The sequence below is a fragment of the Leptolyngbya cf. ectocarpi LEGE 11479 genome, assembly GCF_015207065.1.
Taxonomy (GTDB): Bacteria; Cyanobacteriota; Cyanobacteriia; order Phormidesmidales; family Phormidesmidaceae; genus Leptothoe; species Leptothoe ectocarpi.
This window is the reverse complement of sequence record NZ_JADEXP010000107.1, coordinates 1-17,218: the sequence shown is the minus strand read 5'-3', so window position 1 is coordinate 17,218 and position 17,218 is coordinate 1. Positions and strand designations below refer to the sequence as shown.

The 17,218-nt window shown below is 49.5% G+C and carries 19 protein-coding genes; 11 read left to right on the top strand and 8 right to left on the bottom strand.

Annotation, left to right across the window (positions count from 1 at the left end):
• The coding region (locus IQ260_RS13210) for a hypothetical protein (protein ID WP_193993578.1) at positions 1 to 449 on the bottom strand (449 nt) is incomplete at its 3' end.
• 272 nt (positions 450 to 721) lie between these two features.
• On the bottom strand, positions 722 to 1,855 hold the full coding sequence (locus IQ260_RS13205; RefSeq protein WP_193993577.1) for a Fic family protein: 1,134 nt from the start codon (positions 1,853 to 1,855) through the stop codon (positions 722 to 724).
• A gap of 132 nt (positions 1,856 to 1,987) precedes the next feature.
• Here IQ260_RS13205 and IQ260_RS13200 point away from each other — a divergent pair, with 132 nt between their 5' ends.
• Positions 1,988 to 2,821: a PhzF family phenazine biosynthesis protein gene (locus IQ260_RS13200; RefSeq protein ID WP_228015978.1), complete on the top strand. Its 834-nt coding sequence runs from the start codon at positions 1,988 to 1,990 to the stop codon at positions 2,819 to 2,821.
• A gap of 7 nt (positions 2,822 to 2,828) precedes the next feature.
• Here IQ260_RS13200 and IQ260_RS13195 read toward each other — a convergent pair whose 3' ends face one another.
• The 3 genes from IQ260_RS13195 to IQ260_RS13185 all read right to left on the bottom strand — a co-directional run bounded on the left by IQ260_RS13195 (position 2,829) and on the right by IQ260_RS13185 (position 6,487).
• Positions 2,829 to 4,166 (bottom strand): cytochrome P450, encoded by a 1,338-nt coding sequence (locus tag IQ260_RS13195; RefSeq protein ID WP_193993576.1) that lies wholly within the window; start codon positions 4,164 to 4,166, stop codon positions 2,829 to 2,831.
• Between the two features lie 56 nt (positions 4,167 to 4,222).
• Positions 4,223 to 5,662, bottom strand: coding sequence for an ATP-binding protein (locus IQ260_RS13190; protein ID WP_193993575.1), 1,440 nt, complete (start codon positions 5,660 to 5,662; stop codon positions 4,223 to 4,225).
• Positions 5,663 to 5,728: 66 nt separating this feature from the next.
• Positions 5,729 to 6,487 carry a hypothetical protein gene (locus tag IQ260_RS13185; RefSeq protein WP_193993574.1) on the bottom strand — a complete coding sequence of 253 codons (759 nt, stop codon included), beginning with the start codon at positions 6,485 to 6,487 and terminating at the stop codon, positions 5,729 to 5,731.
• A 234-nt stretch (positions 6,488 to 6,721) separates the two neighbouring features.
• Here IQ260_RS13185 and IQ260_RS13180 point away from each other — a divergent pair, with 234 nt between their 5' ends.
• Together IQ260_RS13180 and IQ260_RS13175 are read left to right on the top strand one after the other, a co-directional pair.
• Positions 6,722 to 7,501: a pyridoxine 5'-phosphate synthase gene (locus IQ260_RS13180; RefSeq protein WP_193993573.1), complete on the top strand. Its 780-nt coding sequence runs from the start codon at positions 6,722 to 6,724 to the stop codon at positions 7,499 to 7,501.
• 5 nt (positions 7,502 to 7,506) lie between these two features.
• Positions 7,507 to 7,902: a RidA family protein gene (locus IQ260_RS13175; RefSeq protein ID WP_193993572.1), complete on the top strand. Its 396-nt coding sequence runs from the start codon at positions 7,507 to 7,509 to the stop codon at positions 7,900 to 7,902.
• Between the two features lie 115 nt (positions 7,903 to 8,017).
• On the opposite strand, the gene IQ260_RS13170 is transcribed toward IQ260_RS13175, so the two are convergent.
• From IQ260_RS13170 to IQ260_RS13160, 3 genes are all read right to left on the bottom strand, one after another.
• Entirely contained in the window at positions 8,018 to 9,094 is a 1,077-nt protein-coding gene (locus IQ260_RS13170) for a HupE/UreJ family protein (RefSeq protein WP_193993571.1), read from the bottom strand.
• A gap of 19 nt (positions 9,095 to 9,113) precedes the next feature.
• Complete coding sequence (locus tag IQ260_RS13165) at positions 9,114 to 10,475, bottom strand: tetratricopeptide repeat protein (RefSeq protein WP_193993570.1); 1,362 nt, start codon at positions 10,473 to 10,475, stop codon at positions 9,114 to 9,116.
• 149 nt (positions 10,476 to 10,624) lie between these two features.
• Positions 10,625 to 11,875, bottom strand: a complete 1,251-nt coding sequence (locus IQ260_RS13160) for a DUF4331 domain-containing protein (protein WP_193993569.1) — start codon at positions 11,873 to 11,875, stop codon at positions 10,625 to 10,627.
• 247 nt (positions 11,876 to 12,122) lie between these two features.
• Between IQ260_RS13160 and IQ260_RS13155 the strand changes: the two genes are divergently transcribed.
• The 8 genes from IQ260_RS13155 to IQ260_RS13120 form a co-directional block, all read left to right on the top strand.
• Positions 12,123 to 12,680, top strand: coding sequence for a sigma-70 family RNA polymerase sigma factor (locus IQ260_RS13155; RefSeq protein ID WP_193993568.1), 558 nt, complete (start codon positions 12,123 to 12,125; stop codon positions 12,678 to 12,680).
• A gap of 94 nt (positions 12,681 to 12,774) precedes the next feature.
• A complete protein-coding gene (locus IQ260_RS13150) occupies positions 12,775 to 13,392 on the top strand; it encodes a cupin domain-containing protein (protein WP_193993567.1) in 618 nt (205 codons plus the stop codon).
• A 48-nt stretch (positions 13,393 to 13,440) separates the two neighbouring features.
• Positions 13,441 to 14,073, top strand: a complete 633-nt coding sequence (locus IQ260_RS13145; RefSeq protein ID WP_193993566.1) for a Vat family streptogramin A O-acetyltransferase — start codon at positions 13,441 to 13,443, stop codon at positions 14,071 to 14,073.
• Positions 14,074 to 14,243: 170 nt separating this feature from the next.
• The gene (locus IQ260_RS13140; RefSeq protein ID WP_193993565.1) at positions 14,244 to 14,867 is read left to right on the top strand and encodes a transglutaminase-like domain-containing protein; all 624 of its coding nucleotides are present in this window, start codon (positions 14,244 to 14,246) and stop codon (positions 14,865 to 14,867) included.
• A 43-nt stretch (positions 14,868 to 14,910) separates the two neighbouring features.
• On the top strand, positions 14,911 to 15,549 hold the full coding sequence (tmpT, locus tag IQ260_RS13135; RefSeq protein ID WP_193993564.1) for a thiopurine S-methyltransferase: 639 nt from the start codon (positions 14,911 to 14,913) through the stop codon (positions 15,547 to 15,549).
• Between the two features lie 24 nt (positions 15,550 to 15,573).
• Entirely contained in the window at positions 15,574 to 16,110 is a 537-nt protein-coding gene (locus IQ260_RS13130; RefSeq protein WP_193993563.1) for a hypothetical protein, read from the top strand.
• A gap of 58 nt (positions 16,111 to 16,168) precedes the next feature.
• Positions 16,169 to 16,594, top strand: a complete 426-nt coding sequence (locus tag IQ260_RS13125) for a hypothetical protein (protein WP_193993562.1) — start codon at positions 16,169 to 16,171, stop codon at positions 16,592 to 16,594.
• A 108-nt stretch (positions 16,595 to 16,702) separates the two neighbouring features.
• Positions 16,703 to 17,218, top strand: a 516-nt coding sequence (locus IQ260_RS13120) for an endonuclease/exonuclease/phosphatase family protein (RefSeq protein ID WP_193993561.1), incomplete at its 3' end; no start/stop codon positions are given.

The following is a 17,218-nucleotide window of genomic DNA, read 5'->3' as shown; positions in this document are numbered from 1 at the left end:
ACAGAGGAGGCTCTAACTCCGAATTTATCTTGCTCATAATCCCAAAAAGCATCACCCTTAACAAGGCTACTATCAACCATCAACTTCTTTGAATCTTCGTTTATGAATCTTCCAGTAACAACTGCCCAGAAACCATCACTAATATTTCGATAGTTGGCAAGCATCGACTGATAAATGGGTGCAGAGGATGGGAGTGTTAAATATTTTTCAGGATGATTTCGAATATCACCAATCATATTCTCCGCATAAAACGTAAGGCTGACCTGTTTTTCTTTCGACAAATCATTCCATACAGTTTTTGGAAGAATTAGGGTAGCTACAGCAGGAATCTTCCCAACTCCTCCTCTTACTTGTTCTGCGACAGGCCACCAAGCCTCAATTCTCTTTAAAATCCGTTTTGCTGTTTCTAAGTGTTGGGCAAGTTCATTTGGAGTAATGCCGTTACTCATTGAGTTCAGCCTTAATGAAAAATCAGATTTGGACTGACTATCTTACTCGAAAATTTCCATTTGGTAGTAATTTGAACGGATTATTTAGATAGAACCATTCCACCTTAATTTATGAATAGCCTGGATAAAACTCTGTCAGCCAAATCATTGCTGTTGTACGGGTGATTAAGTAAAAAAGTTCAGTGTAATCATCCTTCTCGTTTCAAGCCTGAGATTGTTTATTCACCATCCTGTAATGATGCTGTTTTATTCGAGGTAATTCCAGCCTTTTGCTAAAATCTGATTGATCTATTGGAAAGCTCCTCATTAGTTGCAAGGCGATAACTCGTGCTGCGTCCACCGCCAGGATTTTGGATGAAAATGTCCCGCGATACAAAATCTTGAATATCCCGCAACGCCGTATCCGCTGAACACTTGGCCAACTTGGCATACTTCGAAGTAGTCATGTAGCCCTTAAAATTGTCCAGCATCCGATTCAGAATCAGACGCTGTCGCTCATTCACAGACTGCTGGTTCACGTAGTCCCAAAGCTTCGCCTTATAAAGAACGTTTGCCAGTGTTTCATCGGCACTAGCAAGAGCCCGACCCAAACAATCCAAAAACCAATCCAGCCAGGTAGTCACATCAACCGTGCCACGCTGTTGCCGTTCCAGCTGAGTGTAGTATTCTTTTCGCTCCAGCTCAATCTGAGCAGACATGCTGTAGAAACGCTCACCGAGATTATCCGCTCGCGCCAGAGCCATATCAGCGATCGCACGAGCAATGCGACCATTCCCATCCTCAAACGGATGAATCGTCACAAACCACAGATGGGCCAGACCCGCTTTCAATATGGGATCCACCGACTGCTCACTATCAAACCAGGTCAGAAACATTGCCATTTCCGATTCAACCCTGGCCGCAGCAGGAGCCTCAAAATGAACCGTTTCACGGCTAATCGGCCCTGAGATAATCTGCATCGCGCCCGCCGATTCTGGTCGCCAGCTTCCCACAGTGATCTGATGCATCCCACTCCATCCCGTCGGAAACAGTGCAGCATGCCAGCCAAACAAACGATCCGGTGTTAAGGGAGTGCCATAGTTCTGCGTCGCATCCAACATCATCTCAACGATGCCCTCCACGTCGCGACTGGTCGGCATCAAACCACCAATATCAATGCCCAATCGCTGGGCAATGGACGATCGCACTGTATCTGGATCCAGTACAGCGCCTTCAATCGCTGAAGACTTGACCACTTCATTTGTTAAAACGCTCAGGCTAGCCTCCTGCTGTAAATCAAACCCTAAAGAGGCCATTCGCCCCAACAACAACCCCTGGCGATAGCGAAGGTCCGCTAGCTTCGCAGATAACACCGAGCTATCCCAGGTAAAGTGGGGCCAGTTTGGATGCTCATATATCCAGGTCATAATTGCATGTCCGATAATCACCGCACTTTTTGCGGTGATTCTAGCGGCTATTCACCGCAGGGGCAAGTGCCATTTTTTGATAACGCTGCTATCCATGCCAAAATTCTGAGTGAATGCATACGGTTAATCCCAATGAAACGCTCAGATTCCGAAGCCGCTGATACTCGCATCAGACAGCCCGTCATTCAAGTGGATGCGTTTACCGATAAGCCATTCGCAGGTAACCCGGCAGCGGTGTGCGTCGGCGAAGCACCGCTGGATGAAACGCTGATGCAGCAAATCGCGGCGGAGATGAATCTATCGGAAACGGCGTTTCTCTATCCGCTAGAGGGCGAGGGCAACTACAGTCTGCGCTGGTTTACACATGCCGCTGAAATCGACCTGTGTGGCCATGCTACCCTGGCCAGCGCCCACGTACTCTGGACCGAGGGCCATCTCGCCGCTGATGTCACCGCCCGGTTTCAAACCAAAAGTGGAGAACTGTTGGCCACGTGCAAAGGTGAGCTAATCCAGCTGGACTTTCCAGCGCAGCCGGTACACGATGCGCCCATTTCTGCGGCCATGGTGGCGGCAATGAACCATGCGGATATTGTTCACGGGTCGCGTAATGATGTGAACTATTTGGTGGAGTTGCGATCGCACCAAGCCGTCACCAACCTCACCCCAGATTTAAAGAAAATGGCCAAGCTCCCCTACCAGGGTGTCATCGTCACCAGCGCAGGCGAGTCTCCCTACGATTTTGTCTCCCGCTATTTTGTCCCCGCCATGGGCATCCCCGAAGATCCGGTGACCGGATCTTCCCACTGTTCTCTGGCCCCCTACTGGCAAGCCAAACTAGGCAAAGACAAAATGCTGGCCTATCAGGCCTCCGCTCGCGGCGGAGAGCTGCATGTGGAGTGTACACCGGAGCGAATTTACATCAGCGGTCAGGCTGTGACTGTATTACGGGGAGAGCTGTTGTTGTGAGGTGGCATTACTGACGCTGTAGCATCACCGGACTGGCCCCCAGGGTAACCCCACGACGTTGCGGCTTCACCGGCTTTTTGTTGGCCAGCTTCAAAGACGTTGTTGTCAGCAGCGTACTCAGGATCAGCTTCATTTCCATCTGGGCCAGGGCCGCACCCACACAGCGTCGAACACCGCCGCCAAAGGGAATAAATTCGTAGGGCGAGTATGTGTTCTCTAAAAAACGGTCGGGGTTAAATTGTTTGGACTGTTTATAAAAATCTGGATGATGGTGAATCAGATAAATACACCCTATCAGCAGGGTGCCAGCTTCGATGTGATATCCATGCAGATCCATCGATTTTTCTGCCCGACGGGGAAATGTGAGCATGGCCACCGGATAAATCCGCAGGGTTTCATTGCATACGGCATTTAGATAGGGTAGCCGCGTCATCTCCAGGGGATCGGCACCTTTACAGCTATCCAGTTCAGCCATCAGCCGCCGGTACACATCTGGCTGTGAGTGAATCCAGTACAAGGCCCAGGTGACCGCTGTAGCCGTGGTTTCATGCCCGGCCACCAGCAGTGTCATCAGCTCATCGCGTAGGGAGATATCATCTAACCCTTCGCCCTGCTCATCCCGAGCGGCCAGCAATAAGGAAAGCACGTCGGTGCGATCGCTAATATCCTGCCCCCGCCGTTCCCGAATTTCGTCATAAATTAAGCGATCGCACGCATCCGCAACCTGCTGGACCCGATGTCCAGGGCTCCAGCTACCCAAATCTTTTTTCAGCATCGGGAAAAAGATCAGCAAAGAGGCCAGCGGACTCGCTACCATATCCAACCGCTGCGCTAATTTCTGCTGTAGCTGCTCGTAACGTTCTCCCTTATCTAGACCAAACACTGCCCGCAAAATGATCCGCATGGTAATCTTCTGCATCGCCATGCGGGTGGAAAAGGGCTGTTCCGGTTTCCAACTGGCAGCAACTTCTTTAGTAATGTCACAAATTAACTCGCTGTAGACCTTGAGCCGCTCGCCGTGAAACGGGGGCATGACCAACTTGCGATGGCGGCGGTGATTGGCCCCGCTGAGCAAAATTAATGAGCGACTACCCAACAGAGGTTCAACAATCCGATTGGCTTCTCCCGGTGCCGTCATCTCGGGTGTAGCATCGTGAGTGAGAATGTGTTGCAATGCCTTGGGGTGGTTGACAAATACAATGGCATCGTTCGTAGTGGGAGAAATCCGGGCACCAAAAAAATCGCCATAGCGGCGCTGATTTGTTTCCATGTACCCGATGGGGTTTAAGGCCCACTGTGCGGTCTGTATCTCTTTAGCTGTGGATGAGTCTGAAATGGTTTGCATAGGTTTGAGCGGTAGGATGCTATTCCGTATTCTAATGGCTGAAAATTTGTTGCTATCTATTTGATCGGTAATGTAATCACAAACTGGCTACCCTGATGTTCTTGGGAATAAAAGGTTAGTCGGCCTTTATGGCTGTTGACAATGATTTGGTGGCAAATGGCCAGCCCTAGACCGGTTCCTTCACCCACAGCTTTGGTGGTAAAGAAGGGGTCAAAAATACGAGGCTGAATGTGACGAGGAATACCAATACCATTGTCCGTAATGCAAATCTCCACGGTTTGAGACTGTACTTCGGTGGCAATCATAATTGTGGGATTGCTGATGCCGTCGTCCACGGCATCAATGGCATTGGATAGCAGGTGGTTAAAGGCCTGATTAAGTTCGCTGGCGTAGCATTCTACCAGCGGCAGGCTGCCATATTGTTTGATCAGGGTAATCGCCGGTCTATAGGGCTGTGCCTGTAGTCGAGACTGCAGTATGGCCAGGGTGCTATCAATTCCTGCGTGGATATCGACCGCTTTAAAGCTGGCCTCGTCTAGACGAGAAAAGGTGCGCAGGGATTGGACAATGGCGTCGATTCGGGTTGTCCCCACCTGCATCGATTCTAGGAGTTTAGGAATATCTTTTTCCAAAAAGTTAACATCCATGGCCGCCATGTCAGCTGCGATCTCAGCGGGCGGATTGGGATAAGCTACCTGAAATTTGCGTACGAGCGCCATTAAGTCTTGAAATGCCTGTTGTGCATGGCTGAGATTACCCTGGATAAAGCTAACTGGATTGTTGATTTCATGGGCAATTCCGGCCACCGTCTTACCCAGACTAGCCATTTTTTCCTCGTGGATCAGCTGAGTCTGGGTTTGGCGTAGCTGCTGCAGTGTTTGTTCTAGTAGCTGAGTCTGCTTTTGAGCCTCTTGATTGGAAGCTTTTAGGGCCTGCTCTACCTGTTTTTGTTTTGTAATATCGCGAAATACCGCCACACCCCCAATCACCTCTTCTCCAGCATGTAGAGGACGCGCATTCACACTGAGCCATTGGCGATTGTCTGTCCTTTGGTCGATGAGTAATAGTTCAACCGCATCTAGCGACTCTCCCTGAATAGCCCTAAACAGGGGTAATTGGGTCTGATTGGGATAGTCCAATCCGTCCGCATCACAAACTTTATAGGTTTGTGACCAGTGATCAAACAAAAGATTATGCTCTTGTCCTTGGAACATAACTTGGGCAGCAGGATTACTAAATAATTGCTGACCATTCTTATCGGTAACAACAACTGCATCTCCCATGCTTTCTAAGATCGCTTCTAGGGTTTCCAAGGTGTCCTGGGCATGGGTCAACTGCTGTGCCCGTTCCTGCAGTGACTGCAATGTTTCCTGGAGGCGTTGTTCCTGCTCGGTTGCCGTTTGCTCATAAACCTGCAGCAGTTCTTCTAATGTGGCCACCTGATCCTTTAACTTTAGAATCTCTTCCTTGTTAGAAGATACATCCGAACGCTTCATCGTAATCGTAGGTTGTGATGGGAGCAGTAACTATATTGAACAAAATGTTGAACAAACGTGAACAAACTACGTATCAGACGATGCAACGGGCTGTTGGGGACAGAAGATCTGGTGTGTACTAAAGGGAATAATGGCCATTTTGATATTGAGTGGCAAACTCTTAAAGAGTTGGGCTGTGGTGTCTGGAACAGCAACCTTGGTAAAGAGAATAATCGTGAACAGATTGCCTGAGGGTAGCATGCCGCCAAAGCCAAGCACCGACTTAATGGCAAATGTATTAACAAAGTCACGTTGGCTAGGAATATATTCGCTACCAGCTGCTTTGGGAATAAAAAAAACGTTGTAGGTTTTACGTTCTAGCTCCATGAGAAGTGTGGGCTTAGGCGCCACTACGCTGTTGATTTCTAACCCAAAACTTTGGATCATCTGGGACATCATGGGGATTTTTTTGACGCCCCTGGCACTTGTTAAAGGAATGACCTGGTGTCCTTGGGAGGCCCGTCGAGCGTTCCAAGCTAGCTGATCGCCCACGGTGCCCAGCAAGGTTAAACATTTGACTTCAGGGTCCAATGCATCCACTCGGCCTAGGGATTTCATCGCCTGAGCCTGCAGGTCTGGGGGCAGATTGCCGTAGGCGTGGGTTTTGAAAAAACGAGCTAATGCACAGGCCGATTGCCCTGTATGTGGATCAATCAAGTTGTCGTAGAAATAACGTACAGATCGTTGGGCGACGGTTTCAATGGTGTCGGCCCCCTGACCCAGGTGGCGCAAAGCGGCACCAATATCGGTGGCATTTTGCAGGTTAAACCGTGTCAAGTCGTACATAGCTGTGAATGTCCCAGTTTTTCACATGAACCTGTTTTGGATAGTGACTCTGACAGTAGACAACATACTTGATGGAGTCCCATGGTTTTATCAGCCCTGATGACTTCTACAGTACCTAATTTTTATTGGTTTGAGCGTATCGTATGAACAGTTTGGGGCTGCCTGTGGGACGTTTTTGCGGCATGCTTGTATGTTGTACAATCAATAGCCCTGCTCGGCTACCTATCCAGATTTATGACTGCCCTCAGCGTTAACCTGAACAAAATTGCCCTGATTCGTAATGCTCGGACGATCGGGATTCCCAGTGTTGTCCAAGCGGGTGAAACCTGTATCAAAGCAGGGGCCTATGGTCTGACGGTTCACCCGCGTCCCGACGAACGCCATATTCGCCGTCACGATGTATACGACCTAGCCGAGCTGTTAAAGGACCATCCTGCCATTGAGTTTAATATTGAGGGTAATCCGCTCGAGGCAGGATTTATGGAGATTGTGCGGCAGGTGAAACCAAATCAGGTAACCCTAGTCCCCGACGATCCGAGTCAGTTTACCTCCGACCATGGTTGGAACATGGCTAAGGACGGCGACACACTGGTGCCAATTATTAAGGAAATCCAAAGCTTAGGGGCACGGGTAAGTTTGTTTATGGATCCCGATCCAGAGCAAATTCGCTTGATTAACACCCTGGGGGTGATGACACCATCGGCAGAGACTCGCATTGAACTGTACACCGAGCCCTATGCAACGGCCTTTAGAGAGGGGACGCCAGAACAGCTGGAGACTCAGCATACGAGCTATGCGGTGGCGGCAAAGGTGGCTAAAGAATGTGGCCTAGGGGTGAATGCTGGTCACGATTTAAATTTAGAAAACCTGCCTCAGTTTTTGCGCATTCCTAATATTTTGGAGGTGTCCATTGGCCATGCGCTGACGGCGGATGCGTTGATAATGGGGCTGGAGGCTGCGGTGAAGGCCTATTTGGATGTTATTGCAACGGCAAATCAGCAATATTCCCAATAACAACTATGGATAATCCTCCTATTTCTCGCCATTTTACTGGGACTCTCTGGGAGCCAAAAGTAGGCTACTGTCGTGCGATCCGAGCGGGCAACCAGATTTTTATTTCAGGAACTGCGCCCGTGGATGATGAAGGCAACACTTTTGCCCCCGGTGACGGCTATGCCCAGGCAAAGCGATGTTTTCAGATTATTCGAGAAACACTGCGCGCCATGGGGGCAGACCTGTCAAATATTGTCCGGACGCGCATGTATGTGACGGATATTAGTCGTTGGGAAGAGTATGGCCAAGCCCACCAGGAAGCCATGGGAGCCTATCCACCAGCGACGGCCATGGTCGAGGTGAGCGCGCTGATCAATCCAGATATGCTAATCGAAATTGAGGTGGATGCGCTGGTATTTTGAACCAGCAAGGGACTTGCTGATAAATAAGGTACCCGTCAATAGCTCCTTTCCCCTTTCCCTTTAACCCTTCCCCACTCTACTCCGGGGATTTTTTTGCAGATCCCTAAGCTGTTGCTCATAGCCAGGCGGCCAGGGCTCTTTCGGCAAACCACACACTGCCCATTAAAATCATCAGCGCTGAGATGCCATAGCGCAGTGCTAGCTCCCCGCGACGTTTCTGTAAAAACCGTAGTCCATAGAAGACTAGCAATACAATCCCAATCTGCCCGAGTTCTACACCTAGGTTAAAGCTGGCTAAAGACAGTAGTAAGTTTCCCTGACTCTGGGTTAGCTCCCTCAGAATATTGGCAAATCCTAAACCATGGATCAGTCCAAACCCAAAGGTGAGCCAGGGACGGTGGCCGATCTGTTTTCGCCACAGATTTTCGGCAGCGACATAGACAATGGATAGGGCAATGACGCTTTCTACCAAGGCAGTTGGCAGGGTGACAATATTGAGGGCGGCCAGGGTAAGGGTGAGGGAATGGGCGATAGTAAACGCGGTAACAATTTTAAGCAGCTGGGGTAGATTTCCCCCAGGCAACAGTAGGGCAACTAAAAATAAGATGTGGTCATAGCCGGTAAAAATGTGCTCTACACCCAGCTTGAGAAAGCTGAGGAACTGTTGTTGCCAGGGAAGAGAGCCGGCTATTTTGACAGTGTTGTTTTCAGGGGTAAAGACAATATTACGGGTGCGATTTCCCTGGGTAATGGTGGCTAGGCATTGGTCCAGCCCCGAAGAAAATAAGCTGTAACGGATGGAAAGCTGTTGCAGGGGAACGGGCCACTGATACTGCAGTAAAAACGTGCTGTGGGTCTGTTTGAGCTGGGCGGCTAGGGCAACGGTAAAGCTGCCTGGTGCATCGGTCTGGTTAGTTAAGACGATACTACGACCCAATTGTTGTTCTAGTTGTGAATAGTGTTGGTCAAATTCTGCCTGGGACAAGATGTTATCGCCATTATCATCGGCATCCGCTAGCAGTGCGGTAGGCACCGTCAGGGTGATTTGGGCCTCTGCGTCAGATACGATGATATCGGCTACGGCTAAATCGGCCCAGTGGGCAGCGGCGGGTGCGATCGCAACATTTCCAATCCACAGACTAGCAAGCAATCCAAAAAAGCCTACTTGTAAAAAACGAACAAAATGTCTCATCGAGTTCTCCTAAATAAAGCTAAAACTTCCGGTGGCGCTCCAGCCCCCACATCTGCCGATCCCGTTGACCAAAGGTGGGATCAACTGTCTGGGCTGCTTCAAAGTACCGGCTAGCGGCTGATTCATTACCCAGCTGTTGTTCGATCAGACCAGCCCGATAAAAGATCACAGCATTGCGAGTGCCCTGCTCCATCGCTGTTTGCAGGCTTGCTTTGGCCTCTTGCCAACGCCCCAACCGCATCAGTGTCCAGGCGTGGGTGTCTAAGGTTTCAGCATCCTGGCGAACCGTTAGGTCAGCTTCCATCAGCGCCAGGGCTTCAGGCAGATCGGCGCTATCTCCTCGGGCGAGTAACAGCTGAGCTAGCGCCCGGCGATGGCCAAAGGTCTCTAGATCCTGATGTTGTCTAAACTGCGCTTCGGCCTGTTGCCAAAGTTTCTGAGCTTCTGTTGAGTTGCCCTGAAGATCAGCGATCTGGGCCATGCCCTGCAGCGCTACATGGTCCCACACGTTGGGATAATCCTGGGAGGTAAATACCTGGGAGTAACGCTTTTTGGCGGCTCGATAATTACCCTGGCGCGTATCGAGGTGGGCCATGTGGACTAGGGCCAGGGGATATCGAGGCAAGATTTCCAGGGCGTCTCGATAGAGCTGTCGGGCGGTTTGACTATCACCTCGGCTAGCGTAGAAACGCCCCATCAGGGTGCGAGTCCAGGCGGAACTGCCAGCTTCTTGGGGTTCTTCGGCGTTGAGGGCGGCTGCGAAATCCTGGATAGCGGCGGTATCTTCACCCTGGGCGGCATGGACCAGAGCGCGCAGGGTCAGGGAGCCTAGGGTGGGAATTCGTTGGACTAAGGTGTTTGCGATCGCACCCGCCTCTTTTACATCCCCCTTCCCCAAATACGCCGTCACCAGAATAGACTGGGCAGCTTCGGCATAGGGCTGAGTTTCCAGCACCTGATTGGCTAAGAGAATCGCCTGGTCAAAGTCATGGCGAGCTTCAGCAACTTTAGCTTGGACGAGCTGGGCACCTTGATTATTAAACGGCAGTTTTTGTAAAGACTGTTCAGCCGCTTGTTCAGCCAGGAGATACCAGTTAGCATCGCCAGTGGCTCTAGCCAGTTTTAGGTAGGTACTGGCTAGGCCCGCTTGGCTGAGGCCATCCTCTGGGGTTTGGCGGATGCGGTTCTTGTGAAAGGCAATCTCCTGTTCGAGCTGGCCGGTAATGTCAGTGTTATTGGGGGGAGAGAATGGATAGTCGTATGGGGTGTGGGTAAGTTGTGGCTTAACCTGTTGGAGAGTGATAGCAAGGACAAGGAGACCGAGACCCCAGATAATTGGGCGACGGTGTTGATGGATGTGTAGTCGTAGGGTTAGGAGCATGGATGTCTAGGGATAAGAGTGGTTGTGGGGTGCAGGATTGTCGTCCTCCTGCTTAAAAGGAGAGACTGTAGATGGCGGGGGCATCGACCGCATGGGATATTGTCGATCCCCCCGCCTCTGTTACCCTAACAAAGGAGAACAGGCACCCTCTAATTAGGCAATGCCAAGTAAGGAAAGGCAGGCTCTAACGGCTGATGTCCCTGGGCCGGATTTCCTGGGGTGCCTTCATAGGAGACATTGTCTGTCGTCACTGCCCCATCCGATAGAACACTCAGGGTGATATCTATGACGTCGTCCTTCAGCATCCGACCACGTACTGGGCTACCTGCGCCATTGAGGTCATTAGCATAGCCACTGGGGCCGCTAGTATCGATGCGCATAACGTCAGGGAGAAAGGCTCCGAGTAGGGCGTCGGCACGTTCTTCACTATTGCCCAGGGCCAGTAAGGTTTGCTTGGCTTCGCCAACGATGGGTCCAGCGATATCAGCGGCGGGTTGTTTCCCGGCTAGAGCCGCAGCTTCAAAATCAGGGCCGACGCTGTTGAGTGCATTCAAGAAGTCGTTGGTGAGGACGAGACCTTCGTTAATGGCGGGTCGAGCTAAGCGCTCAACCTGGACATGTTTACCCTCGGCGTCGGGGGTGGAAATGGTGGTCCAAATATCAAAGACATCGCTGTGGGTGCGCCCTTGTAATAGGGTTTTGGGAACACGGACGGCAATGGTGTTGACGTTATAGCCGGCGGCGAAATCAACGGCTTTGCTGGGATCTCGGAACCCGACAGCAGGTCCGATACCCGCAGCTCCAGCACGGACGCGGAAGAATTGTTCCACATCAAAGAAGAAAGGATCTTCTCTCAGTCCGGCAAATACGGTGAGATTTTCTTGGTCTAGTTTGACGTTTGTGACGTTGGGAGAGTCGTCCAGTAGAGGGGTGGTGACGGCTGTTTTCTTTTGTGCTTTACCATTTCTCAGGGTGGTAAGGGTCACTTCCTGTTCCTGGTTGCTGTTGGGGGCACCAAATTCAAAGCGTAGGGTCATGTCTGGCTGACCTTCGACCTTTGCGTCTTTGTTGGCGACGGAGTCAATGTGAAATTCATAGCGGGCGTTGGTACTAAAATAATACTGTTGTCGTGCTACAGAGCGAGGATTGGTATTCATCACCAGGATGATGTCGTCTTCAGAAGCGTTAGGGTTTTGGTCTTTTTCTCTAAATGCGTAAACATCAGTCAGGTTGAGGTTCCGACCTTTAACATCGACTTCGCCATCGTCGTGATCAGAGGCGCTGAGAAAAGTAGCTGTGCTGCCTAGGGTGAGGGTAGTGGCTAGGATGATTCCGCTGAGTTTTAGCCAATTTTGGCGCTTAGTAACATGCTTTAGAGTATTTTGCAAAGAATTTAGCATGGTTCAAGTTCTCCTTTTGAGAAACGAATAGAATAAGGTTTGTGAAATCGCACGCATCGCACCGTCGACCCCAGTTGCTTAGGAGCAAGGGCCATGACAACATATGCAAAGTCGTCAGTTCTGTTAGAGCAGCTAGTTTCTGCTCTGTCGGTTAGCGATTAGCTAGCGATGATTTTGTGCAATCTGAATGGGTATACGCTGGGTTTGATGGATTGGATCTCTCGGTTTCAAAAAAAAGCTGAAATAAATGGTCAAACTGCAATCTAAGGACGAAACCGAACTGATTGGTCGCATGGTGCAAGGGGACCAGGCAGCTCTGAGCCAGCTTTATGATCGCTATGCCCGAGTGATGTATTCCCTGGCGTTCAAAATTTTAGGCTCGGTGGAAGAGGCGGAAGAGGTTGTCCTAGATGTATTTGCTAAGGCTTGGCGGACGGCTGCCCGTTATGATGCCAGCCGGAGTCGAGTAGATTCTTGGTTATTTCTAATGACCCGCAGTCGCTCATTAGATCGGCTACGACAGCGGCAGCGGCAAACCAAGGTAGTCGAAGCGGCTACCAATACGGCTCAAGTGAGTTCATCGGATGTGCCGGAGGAAGCGTTGCTCATTAACGAGCGGCGAGCAGTGGTGGCCCAGGCCTTGAGTGAGCTACCCGATGAGCAGCGCCTTGTGATTGAGCTAGCCTACTATCAGGGCTACAGTCAATCAGAAATTGTAAAGCAAACGGGGCTGGCCTTGGGGACAGTGAAAACGCGGGTACGCCTTGGTTTGCGCAAACTGAAACAGGCCTTAGGTGCAGATTAAAACACTATGAGATCCAAACCGAGTCAGCGCGCGTATACCTATACACCTGCACTCTAAAAACCGATTCCTTGAATGCTAAGTTACTATTAAAGACATGATATCTCCTGACCCCTATCAAAATGCTGACGCCGTTGACGCGGCCGCGATCTACGCCCTGGATGGGCTAGGGGCGGATGAGCGTGGGCAGTTTGAGCAGGCGCTATTGGATAGTGCGGATCTGGAGCAGACAGTGCGTGGGTTTGAAGAGACGGCCGCGGCACTGGCCTATGGTGCGCCCCCTGTGCCGATGGCGACAGATCTAAAGGCTCGTTTATTTCAGCGAATTGCTGGGCAGCCTAACGGGGCAAGTTCAGATTTGCTGAAACTGTTAGATTTACCCATTGCTGAGCTAAAGCAAAAGGCGACTGAGTTGGACTGGTGTTTAATGCCCGGTGACTCCGGTGTGACGGTGGCCACTTGGCAGACGGATGACGTATTCCGTGAGGCGGCATTTTTTGCGCGGAAGGTTGGGAAAGGGCTGTTTCCGAATCATTATCATGCCAGCGGCGAGACTGTGCTGGTGTTAGAGGGAGACTTTGTGGTGGATGCTCAGGCGTATTATCCGGGCGAGCGAGTAACTGCGCCTGGCAAGACCAGCCATCAGCCGGAATCGTTGTCGGGTTGCTTATTATTATGTGTGTCCTCAATGGATGATGACGTTCTGGATGTTTGATGACTGGATGTTATCTGGCATCCATTTTGAAGGTAGGGAGCGCCCGATTTGTACGGAGCAGATCCGAAAGAAAAGCATCCAATGAAGGGATTTCCACAAATCTGCTTCATTCAAAACACTGTGTCAAATCCAAACATTATCATTGGAGACTACACCTATTACGACGATCCAGAAAATTCGGAGGATTTTGAACGCAATGTTCTGTACCATTTTCCATTCATTGGCGATAAGTTAATCATTGGAAAGTTTTGTGCTTTGGCTAGGGGCATAACGTTTATCATGAATGGGGCCAATCACCAGTTTGATGGGTTTTCGGCCTACCCGTTTTATATTTTTGGCAATGGCTGGGGAAAAGTTGCTCCTCAAGCTGGAAATCTACCCTATAAGGGGGACACGGTCATCGGCAACGATGTGTGGATTGGCTATGAATCAGTCATTATGCCAGGAGTACAGGTGGGAGATGGTGCCATTATTGCCGCAAAATCAGTTGTAGTGAGTGATGTTGCACCCTACACAATTGTTGGAGGAAATCCAGCCAAATATATCCGTCAACGTTTTGATGATGAGACAATTCAATCCTTACTCACAATTGCCTGGTGGAATTGGGACATTGAGAAAATTACACGCAACCTGGAGAAAATTGTAGCTGCCGACATTGAATCACTAATAAACTGTTCTTAGCGGTAAGTAAATGGAAAAAACTATCCATCAATCCGGGCTTTCTCCTCTGGAGACGCGAACGCGAACGACTCCGCTCAGCCCTCATCTTCTCTAAATTGGCTGATTGAGCGGAGTCGAAACCAGCGGTATAGGAACGTTTACTTTGGGCTATCTACTTACAAAAAGCTGAGATGGAACAATACTTAAGAGCCGATCAGGTTATTGACTGGAAACATCCCGAAATCATCGCACTTGCTAAGTCTATAGCGTCAGACGATGACACAGCAGCAGAGATTGCAAAAGATTGCTTTGAGTGGGTCCGAGATGAGATTTTTCACAGTGTTGACTATCAGATGAACCCTGTCACCTGTCGAGCGTCTGATGTTCTAAAGCATAGGACGGGCTACTGCTTTGCAAAAAGCCACCTGTTGGCAGCATTATTACGGGCCAACCAAATTCCAGCAGGATTTTGCTATCAGCGATTGAGTATTGATGATAAGGGGCCACCGTACAGCTTACATGGCTTTAATGGGATCTATTTACCTGAGTTTGGCTGGTATCGAGCTGATGCCAGAGGTAATAAAGAGGGCGTCAATGCTCAATTTACCCCACCTCAAGAACGATTAGCCTATCGTATTCGGTTCCCTGAAGAAGCTGATTTTCAGACAGTTCTTGCTGAACCACTGCAGATTGTCGTAGACGCTTTGCAAGCACAGAGGACATGGGACAAGATGCTGTGTAATATACCAGACACCACGTTAGAGTCTGCAAAGAGTTATGGTCTGGTCGTGGATAATGAGCCTGTGATTGGGTGATTAGAAGCCTTAGATATCAGTACATCACCAAAGGAGTTTTTGGATGGACACAAGTTTTTGGCTGCAAAAGTGGGAGAAAAATGATATTCGCTTCCACGAGAGCGCAGCGAACCCCGCACTGGTTACGCATTGTAAAGAGCTTGCCTTAGAAAAAGGCAGTCGTGTATTTGTGCCATTGTGCGGTAAAACCCTGGATATTGCCTGGCTGTTGTCTAAGGGCTGTCGCGTTGCTGGTGCTGAACTCGTTGAAATAGCCATTGAGCAATTATTCGCGGAGCTTGGGATAGAACCACACGTTGCAGAAGCTGGTGAAGTCAAGCACTACAGCGCCACCAATATCGACATATTTGTAGGGAATATCTTTGATGTATCTAGCCGCATTCTTGGCCCAGTCGAAGCAATTTATGACCGAGCCGCTTTGGTGGCCCTGCCCCAAGAAGTGCGCCATCGATATACAGCGCACGTAACAGAGATTACAGATACGGCACCACAGTTGCTTGTTAGCTATGAGTACGACCAGACCTTGATGGCAGGCCCTCCTTTTTCCATTAGTAACGAAGAAGTTAATCAACACTATGGAGCTAGTTATAGTCTGGCTCTTATTGAGAGTGCAAATCTGCCAGGTGGCTTGAAAGGAAGATGTGTGGCAAAAAAGAATGTCTGGTTGTTGAAAAATGATTAATGCATATTAAAAAACAGTTTACAGATGACCCACTGGTTGTTTACGGCCCGCCAACGATTTACCCCATCCCAACCAAAAAGCTGGCATAGCTACATCCAGTTTTCCGGTTTTACCCACATCACTGAAGTTGTTACTCTAGATAGTATTCTTTGCCCTGACCTCATCGAGGATCTCATCGACGAAGATTGGTCCCATAATGTCCAGGCAGATTACCGCATCACCTGGTTCACCAACCTTGCCTACCTCCGTCAGCGTTTCACCTGGAGCACTGGTCAAGATCAGCTCCTGGCGATTCTGGAGCAACCCAGTCAGTTTTGCAAGGTACCGCCCGCGTTTGAATTTTGTGGTTTTGATATTCTCGATGACCATGACGGTAACAGCGTCTTAACCAACTGTGGCAGGTTTCCAAATATCTTTAGTCCTTCAGATGTCAACACATTAGGACTGTTGCCAGACCTAGACCAGGCCCATGCCATTGCTGCGAAAATTCGCTCAGACTTTCCAGATGAGCCTCACTGTTGTAACTGTCGTGTCTGGCAAGTCGCCCGTGATGTAAATTAACCCGATTTCCCAGAATCTTAGGCTAAGCTGTGTCCAGACGTCCATTGAGGTCCTGACAATGAAAAGGAATCCAATATTCCTTGCAGCCGCGCTTTTACTTGCTGGCTTTACATCCCAAGCGGCTTTAGCCGATGAACGATGGTCAACGGAAGAATATGATGTCGTCTACCAAGATGAACGCAATCGCACCGCCATTTGGACCTATGGTGATGAGATCGGTACGATTTTTATCGACGGATTAGCCGGAGTCTATACCGATCGAGGTTCCTATACTGGCTACTGGGTACAAGAGTCTTCTTCTCTGCGCTGCGATACCTTTAGAGAAGATGCTAATGGGGAACCCACTTACTACTGGGGCCGGTTTGATATCAACTTTATCGATCCAGACTTTCCCTCTCGTTGGGAAGCGATGATTGGTCTTTGCGATCGCAAACCAACCATTACTTTGACCGGTACCCCTATTACTCCATTGTTTGAGCCATAGGCTATCTAAATAAGCCAGCCTGCATGTGTAGATGTTCGATAATGGCAGTGGTTGGCGCTGAACAACTGCTGCTAGCTTGGAAAATATCAATTTATAGGCGTACAGGGTATGGCTAGAACGAAATTTGCTAACTCTTATTTGAGCTTAGTGGTCTCGATATTCGTTTTGGGAACAGTCGCATTTCTGACCTTGTGGGCCTATGCCACCTCTCGCTATGGTTGGAAAGTTTATCTTGAAATCTTTTCCCACTTTCAGCTGCAATACTTTGTCCTGTGCCTGATCTTGCTAGGCATTTTGGTGTTATTGAAGCAAAAACGTTTTATCGTATTAGGCTTTTTCTGTTGTGCATTGCTCTCAGCTCAAATTTTGCCCTGGTATCTGCCTGCTAATGGTTTAATTTTTTCTGGATCTAAATCTGACTTACGAGTATTGATAGCCAACATCAATACTCAAAACAAAAGCTATCAAAAGGTTCTTGACCTAATCCGACTGGAAAAGCCAGATTTAGCCGTTTTTATGGAGGTTGATCAAGCTTGGCAAGATCAGTTAGACACCCTCAGTGACTTGTTGCCCTATTCATCGGGTCAAACCAATCCTTATAATCTGGGGCTGCTTGTCTATAGC